This is a genomic window from Corynebacterium sp. TUM25015 (assembly GCF_056393505.1).
The window spans coordinates 1,433,164-1,448,891 of record NZ_CM150783.1 but is presented as its reverse complement, the minus strand read 5'-3'; the positions used below and the strand labels follow the sequence as shown (position 1 = coordinate 1,448,891).

13 protein-coding genes are annotated in these 15,728 nt (G+C 60.4%); 9 read left to right on the top strand and 4 right to left on the bottom strand.

The window, feature by feature from the left end:
- Positions 1–18 precede the first annotated feature (18 nt).
- Positions 19–1,956, top strand: a complete 1,938-nt coding sequence (gene asnB / locus AC06DS_RS06590; protein WP_477100295.1) for an asparagine synthase (glutamine-hydrolyzing) — start codon at positions 19–21, stop codon at positions 1,954–1,956.
- A gap of 93 nt (positions 1,957–2,049) precedes the next feature.
- Here the strand turns inward: asnB and AC06DS_RS06585 are convergent, their stop codons facing one another.
- Positions 2,050–2,394, bottom strand: a complete 345-nt coding sequence (locus AC06DS_RS06585; RefSeq protein WP_293791760.1) for a HesB/IscA family protein — start codon at positions 2,392–2,394, stop codon at positions 2,050–2,052.
- 205 nt (positions 2,395–2,599) lie between these two features.
- Here AC06DS_RS06585 and AC06DS_RS06580 point away from each other — a divergent pair, with 205 nt between their 5' ends.
- Together AC06DS_RS06580 and AC06DS_RS06575 are read left to right on the top strand one after the other, a co-directional pair.
- On the top strand, positions 2,600–3,343 hold the full coding sequence (locus tag AC06DS_RS06580; RefSeq protein WP_477100294.1) for a DUF3043 domain-containing protein: 744 nt from the start codon (positions 2,600–2,602) through the stop codon (positions 3,341–3,343).
- A 21-nt stretch (positions 3,344–3,364) separates the two neighbouring features.
- Positions 3,365–4,369: a nicotinate-nucleotide--dimethylbenzimidazole phosphoribosyltransferase gene (locus tag AC06DS_RS06575; protein ID WP_477100293.1), complete on the top strand. Its 1,005-nt coding sequence runs from the start codon at positions 3,365–3,367 to the stop codon at positions 4,367–4,369.
- Here AC06DS_RS06575 and AC06DS_RS06570 read toward each other — a convergent pair.
- Positions 4,336–5,514, bottom strand: a complete 1,179-nt coding sequence (locus AC06DS_RS06570; RefSeq protein WP_477100292.1) for a branched-chain amino acid aminotransferase — start codon at positions 5,512–5,514, stop codon at positions 4,336–4,338. The genes AC06DS_RS06575 and AC06DS_RS06570 overlap by 34 nt on opposite strands.
- Before the next feature lie 249 nt (positions 5,515–5,763).
- On the opposite strand from AC06DS_RS06570, the gene AC06DS_RS06565 reads away from it, so the two are divergent.
- Complete coding sequence (locus AC06DS_RS06565) at positions 5,764–7,464, top strand: leucyl aminopeptidase (protein WP_477100291.1); 1,701 nt, start codon at positions 5,764–5,766, stop codon at positions 7,462–7,464.
- A 7-nt stretch (positions 7,465–7,471) separates the two neighbouring features.
- Here AC06DS_RS06565 and AC06DS_RS06560 read toward each other — a convergent pair whose 3' ends face one another.
- Positions 7,472–7,870 carry an oxidoreductase gene (locus AC06DS_RS06560; protein ID WP_293791766.1) on the bottom strand — a complete coding sequence of 133 codons (399 nt, stop codon included), beginning with the start codon at positions 7,868–7,870 and terminating at the stop codon, positions 7,472–7,474.
- A 183-nt stretch (positions 7,871–8,053) separates the two neighbouring features.
- Here AC06DS_RS06560 and sucB point away from each other — a divergent pair, with 183 nt between their 5' ends.
- The 4 genes from sucB (at position 8,054) to AC06DS_RS06540 (ending at position 13,483) form a co-directional block, all read left to right on the top strand.
- Positions 8,054–10,216 carry a 2-oxoglutarate dehydrogenase, E2 component, dihydrolipoamide succinyltransferase gene (sucB, locus tag AC06DS_RS06555; protein WP_477100290.1) on the top strand — a complete coding sequence of 721 codons (2,163 nt, stop codon included), beginning with the start codon at positions 8,054–8,056 and terminating at the stop codon, positions 10,214–10,216.
- Between the two features lie 509 nt (positions 10,217–10,725).
- Entirely contained in the window at positions 10,726–11,493 is a 768-nt protein-coding gene (lipB, locus tag AC06DS_RS06550; RefSeq protein WP_477100289.1) for a lipoyl(octanoyl) transferase LipB, read from the top strand.
- Positions 11,494–11,518: 25 nt separating this feature from the next.
- Positions 11,519–12,568: a lipoyl synthase gene (gene lipA / locus AC06DS_RS06545; RefSeq protein WP_287862452.1), complete on the top strand. Its 1,050-nt coding sequence runs from the start codon at positions 11,519–11,521 to the stop codon at positions 12,566–12,568.
- Between the two features lie 135 nt (positions 12,569–12,703).
- Positions 12,704–13,483, top strand: coding sequence for a DUF4191 domain-containing protein (locus tag AC06DS_RS06540; protein WP_477100288.1), 780 nt, complete (start codon positions 12,704–12,706; stop codon positions 13,481–13,483).
- Positions 13,484–13,486: 3 nt separating this feature from the next.
- On the opposite strand, the gene AC06DS_RS06535 is transcribed toward AC06DS_RS06540, so the two are convergent.
- Positions 13,487–13,963 (bottom strand): RDD family protein, encoded by a 477-nt coding sequence (locus tag AC06DS_RS06535; protein ID WP_477100287.1) that lies wholly within the window; start codon positions 13,961–13,963, stop codon positions 13,487–13,489.
- A gap of 154 nt (positions 13,964–14,117) precedes the next feature.
- Between AC06DS_RS06535 and glnA the strand changes: the two genes are divergently transcribed.
- On the top strand, positions 14,118–15,554 hold the full coding sequence (gene glnA / locus AC06DS_RS06530) for a type I glutamate--ammonia ligase (RefSeq protein WP_477100286.1): 1,437 nt from the start codon (positions 14,118–14,120) through the stop codon (positions 15,552–15,554).
- The last annotated feature ends 174 nt before the right edge of the window (positions 15,555–15,728 follow it).

The window sequence follows — 15,728 nt, the reverse complement described above, 5'->3', positions numbered from 1 at the left end:
CGCGTAAAGTCTGAACGCATGTGTGGATTGCTTGGAATCATTGCGGCGAATAACGACGCGGAAAACTTTGTCGATGCAGTAGAGGGTGCACTGCCCTGCATGCACCACCGTGGCCCGGACGATAGTGGCACCTGGCACGACCAAGATGTTGTCTTCGGCTTTAACCGGCTCTCCATCATCGATCTGGAGCACTCTCACCAGCCACTCCAGTGGGGCCCAGAGGACGAACCAAACCGTTATGCACTGACGTTTAACGGCGAGATCTACAACTATGTGGAGCTTCGAGAGGAACTCGAGCAAGCGGGCTATTCCTTTAATACTCAGGGTGACGGAGAGCCGATTGTTGTTGGCTTCCACCACTGGGGTGCCGACGTGGTGAATCATCTCCGCGGCATGTTTGGCTTTGCTGTGTGGGATTCCAAGGAAAAGAAGCTCTTCCTGGCTCGCGACCAATTCGGCATCAAGCCGATGTACATCGCCACTACAGAGGCGGGCACCGTTTTCGCCTCGGAGAAGAAGTGCATCCTGTCGATGGCCGAGCAGCTGGGGTTGAACCTCGACCTGGATATCCGCGCAATCGCTCACTACACGGATCTGCAGTACGTGCCGGAGCCGGAGAGCCTGCACAAGCACATTCGCCGTTTGGAATCCGGTAGCTATGGCTTCGTGGCACCCGGTGGCCAGATCGAGGAAACTCGTTGGTTCGAGCCTCGCTTCCCTGTTAAGAAGGTTGCAGCAGGCGATGAAGAAGCCGTTTTCCAGCGTATCGCGGAGGCCTTGGAGGATTCCGTGGCCAAGCACATGCGCGCAGACGTGACGGTCGGCTCCTTCCTTTCGGGAGGCATCGACTCCACCGCCATCGCCGCACTGGCAAAGCGTCACAACCCGGATCTGCTGACCTTCACCACCGGTTTCGAGCGTGAGGGGTACTCCGAGGTAGATGTCGCCGCCGAATCTGCCGCCGCCATCGGAGCCGAGCACATCGTGAAGGTCGTGAGCCCCGAGGAATATGCCGAGGCTATTCCGAAGATCATCTGGTACCTGGACGACCCGGTCGCCGATCCTTCCCTGGTTCCCCTGTACTTCGTGGCAGCCGAAGCCCGCAAGCACGTCAAGGTCGTGCTCTCCGGCGAGGGCGCTGACGAGCTCTTCGGCGGCTACACGATCTACAAGGAGCCGCTCAGCCTGGCACCTTTCGACAAGATCCCCTCCCCGCTGAAGCGAGTACTGGCTAGCGTGGGTAACGCGCTCCCCGAGGGCATGCGCGGCAAGTCCCTGCTGCAGCGCGGCACCATGCCGATGGAGGATCGTTACTACGGCAATGCGCGTTCCTTTAACTACCAGCAATTGGAGCGCGTGCTCCGCGAGATCCGCCCAGAGTGGGATCACCGCGAGGTGACTGCTCCAATTTACGCGAAGTCGCAGGACATGGATCCGGTTGCCCGCATGCAGCACCTGGATCTGTTTACCTGGATGCGCGGAGACATCCTGGTTAAGGCCGACAAGATCAACATGGCTAACTCCCTGGAGCTACGCGTGCCCTTCCTGGACAAGGTCGTTTTCGACGTGGCAGAGACTCTCCCCCACGAACTGAAGATCTCCCACGGCACTACCAAGTACGCCCTTCGCAAGGCTCTGGAACGTATCGTTCCCCCGCATGTTCTCCACCGCAAGAAGCTGGGCTTCCCCGTGCCTATGCGCCACTGGCTCGCGGGCGATGAACTCTATGGCTGGGCCAAGGAGAACATCGAAGCTTCCCAGACCGACCACCTCTTCAATAAGGCCGAAGTCTTAAAGATGCTGGACGAGCATCGAGTGGCCATGAATACCGGCTCCGGCCCGGATCACTCGCGTCGCCTGTGGACCGTCATTGCGTTCATGGTCTGGCACGGTATCTTTGTCGAGGATCGTATCCACCCGAAGATCGATCAGCGCCAGTACCCGGTCGACCTGTAGAAGACCCCAAAACGCCCCCGAAGGAGTTCATCCCTCGGGGGCGTCAATCGTTTAAGGGCCTAAGCGAACTAGGCTAGCTGATTAACTAGCTGCTTAGCTGAAGGAATCACCACAGGCACAGGAACCGGTGGCATTCGGGTTATCGATGGTGAAGCCCTGAGACTCGATGGTGTCCGCAAAATCGATCTTCGCGCCCACCAGGTACGGGGAAGACATGCGGTCTACGACCAGATTCACGCCGTCGTACTCGTCAACCAGATCGCCATCCAGGGAACGATCATCGAAAAACAGCTGGTAACGCAGACCGGCGCAGCCACCTGGCTGCACTGCGATACGCAGGGAAAGATCGTCGCGGCCCTCCTGTGCCAGCAGTGCGCTGGCCTTCTGCTGAGCGGCCTCGGTCAGCTCCACACCGGTGACCTTCTCCGGAGCAGTCATGTTGGTCCTCCTCATTCAACAAATATGGCTTTACTCACAAGCCTTTGTTCACAAGCTACGCTTCATTGTTTCACAACGCCACTGCCCGATCGCTTTATTCCCGTGTTTGTATCCTTCTTTATTGCTGCCTTAATTGCAGTAACTCCGCCACTGGGTTTTGGGTTTTGTTCCTCTGTGCTCCTGATCTAGCCTGTTACATGTGAAAATGCCATGGACAAAGCAGGAAAAGGCCACCACAACGGCTGACGTAGTTAGCGACGCAGACGAGGGCGTCGCAGAGACAGAAGCAGAGACTAAGGCAGCGGCAGAGACAAAGGGCGCGGCAGAGACTCAGGAAAAGACCTCCAAGGCATATACGCCGAAGAAGGGCAAAGCGACCCCGAAGCGCAACGACCAGGAGCGCAAGCACGGCGTACGCCGTAGTGCCTACTCCGCCCCCAAAACGCCGGGCGAGGCCCGTAAGCAGCGCAAAGAACTCAAGGCCTCCATGTCCAAGGAAGAGTACAAGGCCATGAAGCAGCGCCAGCGGGACGAAGCGAACCGCGAACGCCGCCGCGCCAACGAGCGCATGATGGCTGGCGACGAGGACTACATGATGGATCGCGACAAGGGTCCGGAAAAGCGCTTTGTCCGCGATTGGGTCGATTCCCACCGTTACTTGATGAACTTCTTCCTGCCGATGGCTGTGTTCGTTATCGCCATCATGATCTTTGGCATGTCCAACCCGAACGTGGCCAACTTGGCTTCCCTGGTGATGATGGTCGTGTTCCTCATCATGCTCGCCGAAGGGTTGTGGCTCGGTCGCCGCGTTAACCGTGAAGTCAACGAGCGCTTCCCGGATAACCCACACGGCAAGTTCTCGCTGGGCATGTACGCCTTTACCCGCGCTACTATGATCCGCCGCCTGCGCACCCCCGCCCCGCAGAAGCAGGTCGGCGACAGCGTCTAGTCAACATCTACACTTGTCCCCATGGCACCTTCGACCTCCGCTCCGACTTTCCCACCGATCGTCCCTCCGGACGAGGCAGCTCGTAGTCGTGCTGCGCAGCTCCGCAGCACAGCGCCCACTGGCGCAGGAATTCCGGCTGGGTCGCTAGGGAAGCTCGAAGATATTGCGGCTTGGGTGGCGGCGTGCCAAAACACCGCTCCCGCCGCCGCGCTGGATGCTGCGCGGATGGTGCTGGTCACGGGCGATCACGGGGTGGCCGAAGCACACCCGGAGATCTCAACTCTGCCCGCTGATTTCAACTCCCAGGTGCGCGACGGCATTCTCGACGGGCAAGCTCCACTCGTGGATGCCTGCAGGTCGGCGCAGGTCGCTCTTTCTCTTATCGACGCCGCACCGGATAAGCCCTCCGGTTCCATCGATACCGTGGACGCTTTGAGCCCAGAAGAGTATGACGTTCATCTGGCGCGTGGCGTGCGGATCGCTGACGAGGAGGCTGACCAGGGCACATCGATCCTTTTGTTAGGTGATTTTGGGCGCGGGCTCACCACCGTCGCCGCCGCCGTGATCGGCAGCGTGTGCAGCGTGGAGCCGGTGAAAATCATCGGCCGTGGTTCCGGTATCAGTGATGAATCGTGGAAGACGAAGGTCGCGGCTATCCGCGACGCAATGTTCCGCGTGCGCGATGACAAGGCTGTAGCTGCACGAGTTTTGCAGCGAATCGGTTCGGCGGATCTGGTGGTGATGGCGGGCATTTTGGCGCAATCCGCGGTTCGCCGCACGCCGGTGATTTTCGACGGCGTGGGCGCGACTGCTGCCGCTTTGTGCGCGCAGATGTTGGCGCCGGGTGCGGCTGCGTGGTGGATGGCAGCCTCACCGGGAACGGAGCCCGCTACTCTTTCCGCGCTGAATGCGCTGGGGCTGGAACCGCTACTGGACTTGAAGATCGGCGCCGGCCAGGGACTCGGCGCCTTATTGGCGCTTCCTATGGTGCGCTACGCGGTGGCTGCCTGCTCCACCAACGTGTAAAGCCAGCCGTGCTTATCGGCGACGCGGCCGTTCTGAATGCCCGTCAGCTGCTCGCGCAGGCGCATCGTCACAGGGCCAGTCTGGCCACCATTCACCTGGAACTCGCCGGACTTGTCCTTGACAGTACCGACCGGCGTGACAACCGCAGCGGTGCCGCATGCAAATGCTTCGGTCATGGCTCCGGACTTCGCAGCTTCCTTCCACTCGTCGGTGGAGATACGACGTTCCTCGACGTTGTATCCCAGGTCGCGTGCCAACTCCAGCAGGGACAGGCGGGTAACGCCCGGGAGTAGCGAACCGGACAGCTCCGGAGTAACTAGCGTGACCCCACTGCTCCCCTGCTCGCCGTCTTCGCTACCGAAGACAAACGCCAGGTTCATGCCACCCATCTCCTCGATGTACTTGTGCTCGGTTGCGTCCAACCACACGACCTGGTCACAGCCTTCCTTCTGCGCGGAAGCTTGTGCCGCCAGGGACGCTGCATAGTTTCCAGCGAACTTCGCCGCACCGGTGCCGCCGGGGGCGGCACGGGTGTACTCAGTAGACAGCCACACACTGACGGGGTTGATACCGCCGGAGAAGTACGCGCCAGCCGGGGAGGCAATCACGAAAAAGGTGTAGCTGCTGGCCGGGTGCACGCCCAGGCCGATCTCACGAGAGATCATGAAGGGGCGCAAGTATAGGGATTCCTCGCCGCCTCCCTGCGGAACCCAGCGCTGGTCGATCTCCACGATCTGTCGCAGGGACTCCAGGAACAGCTCTTCCGGCAGCTCCGGCATGGCCATGCGGGTAGCGGAGTTCTGGAAACGACGAGCGTTTTGCTCCGGGCGGAAAGTGACAATCTTGCCATCCTCACCGCGATAAGCCTTCAGGCCTTCAAATATGGCCTGCCCATAGTGGAACACGCTGGATGCTGGGTCCATCTGAATCTGCTGGTAAGGCTCCACACGGGCGTTGTGCCAGCCTTCGTCGACCGTCCAGTCGATAGCAACCATGTGGTCGGTGAAGTGGTTGCCGAACCCCGGTGCGGTGAGAATTTCGGCGATTCTCTCCTCAGTTGTCGGGTTCTCGGTGCGAGTAACGGTGAAGTCCACCGGAGAAGCGTTCTGCTGTGCCTGTGAGTCTGTCTTCGGAGTGCTAGTCATGCACACCAGCGTACTCCGCCCCAGTTGAAAAGTGTGAGGAAGCTAACAATTCTTTTCATTAACCCCAGGGTTTTTACACCCTCAGCCGTCGCGCAACTGTTTCTGGGTATTGTGAAAACAGTGAATAGAGACAGTGAATAGAGATCTTGTGCAGACGCACAAGCCGGCGCACAAGACGGCGCACAAGACGGCGCACAGAGCGACGTCATTAACGCCGTCCAAGACTTCGAAGGAGCAGTCGAAACAGTTATGACCATCAACATCACTGGCCTTCCCTCCCGTGGCCACATCCCGCAGATGTCGCTGGTACAAACCAATTCCACGTTGGACGATGGCGCGACCAAAACTCCCTCGGTCATCGATACGCTGGTCATCCCGGTCTTCGAAGGTGAGGCTGGTCTGGAGCTCACCGGTGCTCCTATTGACGCCCTCACGGCCGAACAGCAGCTGGAAATGTGGAAGCTGCTGATCTCCGTAGGCGCAAAGGGCACGGCTGGTGAAGTCACGGTGGTACCGAACCTGTCAGCTGCGTCGCGAACCGATGTCGTTTCCACTGGCACCCTCTCCGCACAGCTACAGGAGTCCACACAAGATCCGCAGACCGCCGGGGGCGTCGTCGAGGCCGGCGATGGAGTGCGTGGCCCGGAGAAGATCCTGGCAATCGGTATGGGACCAGCAGATGAAGTATCCGCGGAAGACGTCCGCGTGGCCGCAGGCGTGGCGTCGCGAAACATTAAGAACCCCAGCGCCAACCCTGCTGAAGGTGCCGACGGCGCACAGGGACAGGCACGTGGTGCGCGCGTCGTAAGTGCACTAGGGCTGCTCGGCGCAGAAGCCGCTTTGGTCGGCCATGCACTGGGCGCCTACGAATACCGCGGGCTGAAGTCGGCGACATCGACCCCGGCAATTGAATCGATCGAGGTGCTAACCGCTGAGGATCCGGCAGAGATCCTCGAACACGCGCTGGCAACGGTGCGCGCGGTGGCACTGGCGCGCGACCTCGTGAATACTCCCTCCAACGTGCTGTACCCCGAAAGCTATGCTGCCATCATCTCCGAGGCTGTTCAGCACGCGGACATCAGCGTCGAGGTGCTAGACGAGACGGCGCTGGAAGAGCAGGGGTTCGGCGGCATTCTAGGAGTAGGTAAGGGTTCTGCCCGTGGGCCGCGTCTGGTGCGTCTGGACTACAATCCTGACAAGATCGCAGATGATTCCCCGCGTGTGGCGCTGGTCGGCAAGGGCATCACATTCGATACCGGCGGAATTTCCCTCAAGCCACCGGCAAAGATGTGGAACATGATCTCGGACATGGGCGGCTCCGCAGCAGTAGTTGCAGCAGTGATTGCCGCCGCCGAATTGAATATTCCCGTTCACGTCACCGCGACCATCCCGCTGGCAGAAAATATGCCCGGTGGGAATGCAACCCGGCCAGGCGACGTGCTTCGCCACTACGGTGGCACCACCACCGAGGTGTGGAACACCGACGCGGAAGGCCGCCTAGTACTGGCCGACGCAATCGTGCGAGCCTGCGAGGACAAGCCGGACTATCTGATTGAAACCGCCACCTTGACCGGCGCGCAGATTGTGGCCCTGGGCGAACGCACCCCGGGCATTATGGGGTCCATGGATTTCCGCGATAGGGTGGCGATGGTCTCCCAGCGGGTCGGCGATGCCGGTTGGCCCATGCCCCTGCCCGCGGAGCTGGGCGAAGCGCTGAAATCGGACGTGGCAGATATCAAGAACATCTCTGGTAACCGCTGGGGTGGCATGTCCGTGGCCGGCCACTACCTAAAGAAGTTCGTCCCCGAAGGCGTGCAGTGGGTGCACATTGACGTTGCGGGCCCGGCATACAACGATGGCGCCCCCTACGGGTACACACCGAAGCGCGCCACCGGCTCTCCAGTACGCACGATCATCGCGGCACTGGAAGACATTGCGCTCAAGGGCTAGGCAGGGGCTAATCGCCCTCTAGCTCGCTGCGTCGCTGCTCGAATTGGGCGCGCCGTTCGCGCTGTTCCAGACGCTTCTGGATGAGCCGATCGCGCTCAATGCGATCGCGCATGCGCTGTGGATAGCCTGTCTCCTCCGCGAAATACAGCGGAATCCCCACGGCCTGGGCCACCTTATCGATTCCCTTCGGCCCGCCGATGCGACGACGCGTCCACTCCCCTTCGCTATCGACCAGCACCACGGACATCTCGTTGACGATTGTCTCGGGTTCCACGAAGCCTTCCACGCCGCGGCGTGCCCCCGCCCATTGCTGGAGGTAACTGAGGTCCTTGGGTCGGATAGTCTCCCCCGGTGCACGCGGTGGTCTGGTGGAGCTGTTTTTGTTCCGGCCGAAAAGATTAAACACGCTTAGCGATTCTAGTTCACGGACCCAGCGGTTCCCCAAAGGTGCGCGGGGCGTGAGGTGGCGTCAACAAAGAAGGGGTGAGGGGGCAGACAACGGTGGTGGGTCAAGGCGCGTAGACTTATGTAGTATTTCAACCAAATAACCACAGCTGATTTTCGTTTAGCTTGAGGAGCTTCAAACACCATGGCGTACTCCGTCGAAATGCCCGAACTGGGCGAGTCCGTAACCGAGGGCACCGTTACTCAGTGGCTGAAGAAGGTCGGAGACAAGGTCTCCGTTGACGAGCCGTTGCTTGAGGTATCGACCGACAAGGTTGATACGGAGATCCCTTCCCCCGCGAGTGGTGTGCTGCTGAAGATTATTGCCGAGGAAGACGACACCGTGGATGTCGGTGCCGTCATCGCCGAAATCGGCGAGGAGGGCGAGGAGCCTTCTGGTTCTGACGCCGACAGCTCCAGCGACGACGATTCCAGCGAGGCAGCCGAGGCTGAGTCCGCTGACTCTTCCGACGAGGACGAGGCTGAGGAGTCCGGTGCTGGTTCCGCTTCCGGCGAGGCTGAGGACGTCACCATGCCGGAGCTCGGCGAGTCCGTCACCGAGGGCACTATCACCCAGTGGCTGAAGAAGGTCGGCGACAAGGTTGAGGTCGACGAGCCACTGCTGGAGGTCTCCACCGATAAGGTCGACACCGAGATTCCTTCCCCGGTCGCCGGCACCCTGGTAGAGACCCTGGCCAACGAAGACGACACTGTCGACGTCGGCGCAGTCATCGCCCGCATCGGCGACGAAAACGCTACTGCATCCAGCTCCAAGTCCGAGGACAAGAAGCAGGACGACAAGGCTGACGAAGCTAACAAGGCCGAGGAGAAGAAGGCCGAGGACAAGGCCGAGGAGAAGAAGACTGACGAGGCTTCCGATAACTCTGGTTCCGCTTCCGGCGAGGCTGAGGACGTCACCATGCCGGAGCTCGGCGAGTCCGTCACCGAGGGCACCATCACCCAGTGGCTGAAGAAGGTCGGCGACAAGGTTGAGGTCGACGAGCCACTGCTCGAGGTCTCTACCGATAAGGTCGACACCGAGATTCCTTCCCCGGTCGCCGGCACCCTGGTAGAGATCCTGGCTAACGAAGACGACACTGTCGACGTCGGCGCAGTCATCGCCCGCATCGGCGACGAAAACGCTACTGCATCCAGCTCCAAGTCCGAGGACAAGAAGCAGGACGACAAGGCTGACGAAGCTAACGAGGCTGAGGAGAAGAAGGCCGAGAACAAGAAGGCTAAGGACAAGGCCGAGCCACAAGCCGAGGAGAAGAAGGCCGAGGCTAAGCAGGCTGAGAAGAAGGCCGAAGCTAAGTCCTCCGAGACGGATGCAAAGAAGTCGAAGCCTGCCGAGGGCAACCTCCCTTATGTCACTCCGCTGGTACGCAAGCTTGCTGAAAAGCATGGCGTCGATCTGTCTAGCGTCGAGGGAACCGGCGTCGGCGGCCGTATCCGCAAGCAGGACATCCTGGCAGCGGCGGAAGGCACCTCCGCATCTGGCTCCGCTGCATCTGATTCCTCTGCGAAGTCCGCTTCCCCAGCTGGTCCGCGTGCTTCCTCCTACAAGGTCGACCCGGCCAAGCAGGAGCTGCGTGGCACGACCAAGAAGGTCAGCCGTATCCGCGAGATCACTGCAAAGACCACCTTGGATTCCCTGCACGCTGCCGCTCAGCTGACGCAGGTTCACGAGGTCGACATGACTCACATCGCAGAACTGCGCAAGGCCAACAAGCAGGCCTTTGCAGATAAGCACGGTGTGAACCTGACCTACCTGCCGTTCTTCGCGAAGGCAGCGGTCGAGGCGCTGATCTCCCACCCGAACGTCAATGCTTCCTACAATGCAGAAACCAAGGAAATGACCTACCACGAGCGGGTCAACCTGGGCATTGCCGTGGATACGGAGGCTGGCCTGCTGAGCCCGGTTATCCACGATGCACAGGATATGTCCCTGCCGGAGCTGGCCAAGGCCATCGTGGACATTGCTGACCGTGCGCGCAACAAGAAGCTGAAGCCGAATGATCTGTCCGGCGGCACCTTCACCATCACCAATATCGGTTCTGAGGGAGCCCTGACCGATACTCCGATCCTGGTTCCGCCACAGGCTGCCATGATCGGCACGGGTGCCATTGTGAAGCGTCCGGTTGTGCTGAGTGAGGATGACGGCGAGGCTATCGCCATCCGCCAGATGGTCTTCCTGCCGATGACCTACGATCACCAGGTGATTGACGGCGCCGACGCAGGTCGCTTCATGTCCACCCTGCGTGATCGCCTGGAGAACTCGGACTTCACCGAGGACCTGGAGCTCTAAGCTCTAGGCTGTTAGCTGCAGCCCGCCATTAAGCGCCAGCTATCCTGGCAAAGCGTCGGCCCCGCTTCCCGCGGGGTCGGCGTTCTGCATTGCGCGGCCTTTCCTGCCACTTCCCACCAGCCTCACCAGCCCCACTAACCTCACCAGCCTTGCCAGACAGACCCTCAGCCCGGTCACAGTAGGTGCCCAGACCCCCAAATGTCGTTAGATCGGGAATCTGTTAAAGACAACTATTCCCACTTATCCAAACGTGCAGGTCAGAGAGTTTCGGAATAATTGAATCCGGGTTCCCTTTTTGCAGAATCCCGATTCAACGACATTCGTCCGTTTCTCGGCCGCAAATGACGAGCACATGGTGACCTACAAGGTGCTTAACCACTCCGACAGTGATCACTCTCCGACAATGCCCACCCTCTGACAATGCTCACCCTCAGACAGCGCTCACCACCTGCGCCCTAACCTGCACCACCAGATCCAAGGCTCTTAACCGCTGGAGTACTATCGCCACCATGGGATTCCAGCAAGGCAGCATCCGCAAATCCAATACAAACAGCAGGTTCGGCGCAGGCACGCCAGCCACCGCACCCGCCGAAGGCACACCAGCCATCGCCCCCGCCGCAGACATCGACATCCGCGACCTCGGCACCGTCGACTACGAATCCACCTGGCACCTCCAGGCGGATATCGCCGCTCAGCGCGCCGAGGGAAAAATCCCCGACACCATCCTTCTCCTCCAGCACCCGCCGACATACACCGCCGGCAAACGCACCCAAGATTCCGACCGACCTACCAACGGCCTACCAGTCGTTGACGTCGACCGCGGAGGACGCATCACCTGGCACGGCCCCGGCCAGCTAGTCGCCTACCCCATCATCCAACTTGCCGACCCGGTGGACGTAGTCGACTACGTTCGCCGCCTCGAACAGGCGCTAATCCAAACCTGCGAAGACCTAGGCCTCCACGGCACGGGCCGCGTTGAAGGACGTTCGGGCGTGTGGCTGCCCGCGGGCGTCATCAATAACGAGCTCAAGCCCGCACGAAAGATCGCCGCAATCGGCATCCGCGTCACCCGCGGCGTGACCATGCACGGTGTATCCCTGAACTGCGACAACACGATGGAGTACTACGACCACATTGTGCCCTGCGGACTGGCGGACGCAGGGGTCACGACCCTTACCGAAGAGTTGGGACGCAAGGTTAGTGTTTCTGACGCCCAGCCGCTGCTCGCCCGGCATCTCGTCGACGCGCTGAACGGCGACTTGCAGGTGGATTCCTAGATACCCCCGGCGTAGGCTAGTCGCCATGAGTGTGACCGCAGATGGACGCCGGATGCTCCGCATCGAGGCGAAGAATGCCGAAACCCCCATCGAGTCGAAGCCTCGGTGGATCCGCACGACCGCCAAGGTCGGCCCGGAGTATCGGGACATTAAGAATCGCGTGAAGGGCGCTGGCCTACACACCGTGTGCCAGGAGGCTGGCTGCCCCAACATCAACGAGTGCTGGGAAGACCGCGAGGCGACATTCCTCATCGGTGGCGATACCTGCTCGCGACGCTGTGACTTCTGCCAGATTAAGTCTGGCCGCCCGTCCCCGCTGGATCGGGATGAACCGCGCCGCGTGGCGGAGAATGTACGTGAGATGGGACTGCGTTACGCCACCATCACCGGCGTGACCCGCGATGACCTCGACGATGAGGGTGCATGGCTGTATGCCGAGGTCGTCAAGAAGATCCACGAGCTGAACCCCAACACGGGCGTGGAAAATCTGACGCCGGACTTCTCCAACCGCCCGGAACTGCTGAAGGTTGTTTTCGATTCTCAGCCGGAGGTGTTTGCACACAACCTGGAGACCGTCCCCCGCATCTTTAAGCGCATCCGCCCGGCCTTCAAATACGACCGCTCCCTGGAAGTCATCCAGGCAGCACACGACTACGGTCTGGTGACGAAGTCCAACCTGATCCTCGGAATGGGTGAGAAGAAGGAGGAGGTGCGCGCGGCGATCAAGGATCTGGCCGATGCCGGCACGGATATTCTGACTATCACCCAGTACCTGCGCCCGTCCTCCATGCACCACCCGATCGAGCGCTGGGTTAAGCCGGAGGAGTTCATGGAGCACTCCGATGCCGCTTACGAGTTGGGCATCAAGGCCGTCATGTCCGGCCCGTTGGTGCGTTCTTCCTACCGCGCTGGCCGCCTATACGCTCAGGCCAAGCAGGCGCGTGGCGAGGCTATCCCAGAGAACCTGAAGCACCTGGAGGACACCCTGGATTCCACTACCTCCCAGGAGGCCTCTACTCTCTTGGAGCGCTACGGAGCTTCGGAAGATACGCCAGTTACCGCTTCGCGCCGCTAGGCCGGAGCCACAGTTCGCACTGAGGCTTCGTAGGCACCGAGGTCGGCGCCTACGCCAGCGCCTGGCCGAGGCAGCCAGTTAATCCACGGCGGGGCACTTTCGCCCTGCCTTTATTCATGCCTTATTGTTAAGTCCATGGCGAAGGATAAAAAGGACGTAAGAGTCAAGGAAGATAAGAAGGCTGCCAAGGCTGCAAAGAAGGAGCAGCGCAAGCAGACGCGCTCCCAGCTGTGGCAGGCCTTTAAGCTACAGAAGGGACGGGATAAGAAGCTTATCCCGTTCATGGTTTTGGCCTTCCTGATTCCCGTTGTGCTGATGCTGCTACTTAGCCTGGTGTTCGGCTGGTGGTGGCTGAACCTGATCGTAGGTATCTTCATCGGCGTCATCGCGGCAATGTGGACATTCTCCCGTCGTCTGCAGACCGGCGTGTACGACCAGATTGAGGGCGAAGCGGGAGCCGCTGCATGGGCTCTGACCAACATGCGTGATGGCGTAGGCATGAAGTGGATTACGGAGACCGGCGTGGCGTCGAACACCCATATGGACGCAGTGCACCGCGTGGTAGGCACCCCCGGCGTCGTGCTGGTTGGCGAGGGCTCCCCACACCGACTGAAGCCGATGATGGCGCAGGAGCGGAAGAAGCTCGCCCGCATCCTCGGCAAAACCCCCATCTACGACGTCATCGTCGGCAATGAAGAGGGGCAGGTGCCGGTAAAGAAGCTGCAGAACCACCTGATGCGCATGCCGCGCAACATCAAGAAGAATGAGGTTGACGCCCTTAACTCCAAGGTTGAGTCGATCTCGCGACTAAGCAGCCCGAATAGCAGCATGCCGAAGGGCCCCATGCCGAAGGGCGCAAAGATGTCCGGCATGAATCGCCGTGCCCGTCGCGCAGCGCAGCGCGGAAAGAAGTAACCCCTAGCGGGTGCGGATGACCGCGGTGCCGGTGGCGCGGTCATGCATGCCACGGCCATCGGTGTCTTGAATAATCGGGGGGAACAGGAAGACTGTCAGCAGCGCGCGGACTGCTGCGCGCCATAGGCCTACGCGCTGGTCGGGCTGATCAATGCGAGCCACACCGATGCCAAGGATGGCGTGCCCGGGTGACTGGGCGAACAGCCAGACGGTGAGGATGCGCCACGCGATAAAGAAGATGATCGTGGCGGTAGCTGAATCGCCCAGCGCGGAAGTCATGGAGACGACAAACCACGCCAGGGCGTAGCAGGCCAGCCAGTCGATGGCCAGGGCACCGATGCGGGGGAACAAGGGGGAAAGAGAACCAGGTCCGTCCTTGGGGAGCCCGAGGCGGGCACCGGGGTATGGACTCAGTTCGGCGAGGTCTTCGTTTTCGCCTGGGACAAGGGGGCCTTCAAGCCAGCTACGCGATTCACTCATGATGGTTTAGAGCCTAGCGTCCCCCATGTTGGTGGCATAATTTTGTATATTTTTGCCTGAACCTTCGCCCAGTATGCGTAGGATCGATGGTGTTGCTTTTATATATTGTCGCAACAGTTTGAGATTCCCACTGCAAGGAACGGAAGAAATTACAGTGTCATTCAAGAGTGCAGAAGAAGTCGTCAAGTACATCAAGGACAATGACGTCGAGTTTGTGGACGTTCGCTTCACCGATGTGCCCGGTATCGAGCAGCACTTCACCATCCCTGCTTCGGAATTCGACGAGGATGCGATTGAGGAGGGCCTGGCCTTCGACGGTTCGTCCGTCCGTGGGTTCACGACCATTGAAGAGTCGGACATGAACCTGCTGCCAGATCTGCAGACTGCCCGGATCGATCCGTTCCGCAAGGCTAAGACGCTGAACGTGAAGTTCTTCGTCCACGATCCTTTTACCCGCGAGCCGTTCTCCCGCGACCCGCGTAACGTTGCCCGTAAGGCGGAGCAGTACCTGACCTCCACGGGCATTGCGGATACCTGCTTCTTCGGTGCAGAGGCCGAGTTCTACCTGTTCGACTCCGCTCGCTTCGAGACGGACACGAACCGTGCGTTCTACGAGCTGGACTCCGTTGAGGGCTGGTGGAACCGCGGTGCGGAGGTCAACCCGGACGGCACCCCGAACCTGGGCTACAAGACCCGTATGAAGGGCGGCTACTTCCCTGTTGCCCCGTACGACCACTACCAGGATCTCCGTGACGACATGTGCCGCAACCTGGCAAATGCCGACTTCAAGCTGGAGCGCGCCCACCACGAGGTTGGCACCGGTGGCCAGCAGGAGATCAACTACCAGTTCAACACCCTGCTCCACGCCGCGGATGATCTGCAGTCCTTCAAGTACATCATCAAGAACACCGCATGGCAGGCCGGCAAGTCCGCGACCTTCATGCCGAAGCCGCTGGCTGGCGACAACGGTTCGGGTATGCACGCCCACCAGTCACTGTGGAAGGACGGCGAGCCGCTGTTCTACGATGAGTCCGGCTACGCCGGTCTGTCCGACATCGCTCGCTACTACATCGGCGGCATCCTGAAGCACGCTGGTGCGGTGCTGGCCTTCACCAACCCGACGCTGAACTCCTACCACCGTCTGGTTCCGGGCTTCGAGGCTCCGATTAACCTGGTTTACTCACAGCGTAACCGCTCTGCTGCGGTTCGCATCCCGATCACGGGCTCCAATGCAAAGGCTAAGCGCATTGAGTTCCGCGCTCCGGACCCAAGCGGTAACCCGTACTTCGGCTTCGCTGCAATGATGCTGGCTGGCCTGGACGGCGTGAAGAACCGCATCGAGCCGCACGCTCCGGTGGATAAGGACCTCTACGAGCTGCCGCCGGAGGAGGCTAAGGATATCCCGCAGGCTCCAACCAGCCTGGAGGCTTCCCTGAAGGCTCTGGAGGAGGACAACGAGTTCCTGACCGAGGGTGGCGTGTTCACCGACGACCTGATCGACACCTACATCGCCTACAAGTACGACAACGAGATCGCACCGGTTCGCCTGCGCCCGACCCCGCAGGAGTTCGAGATGTACTACGACTGCTAGTTGCTGATCTAGCGCGTGGCCCGGAAGCTGTTGGTAGCTTCCGGGTCTTTTGCTGTTGGTGGGAGGGGCTGGGTCATCCCCATCCGCATCCAGCGGAAGGCCTTCCGCCCATGCTGGGAGCGTGGATATTAACTCACACGCATCAGCAACGGTAAGGCCAGATTCGGTGGGTTC

Excerpts from the sequence above, each read along its gene's own strand:
- asnB (WP_477100295.1), top strand. The coding sequence starts at position 19 with ATGTGTGGATTGCTTGGAATCATTGCGGCGAATAACGACGCGGAAAAC.
- AC06DS_RS06585 (WP_293791760.1), bottom strand. The coding sequence starts at position 2,394 with ATGACTGCTCCGGAGAAGGTCACCGGTGTGGAGCTGACCGAGGCCGCT.
- AC06DS_RS06580 (WP_477100294.1), top strand. The coding sequence starts at position 2,600 with ATGCCATGGACAAAGCAGGAAAAGGCCACCACAACGGCTGACGTAGTT.
- AC06DS_RS06575 (WP_477100293.1), top strand. The coding sequence starts at position 3,365 with ATGGCACCTTCGACCTCCGCTCCGACTTTCCCACCGATCGTCCCTCCG.
- AC06DS_RS06570 (WP_477100292.1), bottom strand. The coding sequence starts at position 5,514 with ATGACTAGCACTCCGAAGACAGACTCACAGGCACAGCAGAACGCTTCT.
- AC06DS_RS06565 (WP_477100291.1), top strand. The coding sequence starts at position 5,764 with ATGACCATCAACATCACTGGCCTTCCCTCCCGTGGCCACATCCCGCAG.
- sucB (WP_477100290.1), top strand. The coding sequence starts at position 8,054 with ATGGCGTACTCCGTCGAAATGCCCGAACTGGGCGAGTCCGTAACCGAG.
- lipB (WP_477100289.1), top strand. The coding sequence starts at position 10,726 with ATGGGATTCCAGCAAGGCAGCATCCGCAAATCCAATACAAACAGCAGG.
- lipA (WP_287862452.1), top strand. The coding sequence starts at position 11,519 with ATGAGTGTGACCGCAGATGGACGCCGGATGCTCCGCATCGAGGCGAAG.
- AC06DS_RS06540 (WP_477100288.1), top strand. The coding sequence starts at position 12,704 with ATGGCGAAGGATAAAAAGGACGTAAGAGTCAAGGAAGATAAGAAGGCT.
- AC06DS_RS06535 (WP_477100287.1), bottom strand. The coding sequence starts at position 13,963 with ATGAGTGAATCGCGTAGCTGGCTTGAAGGCCCCCTTGTCCCAGGCGAA.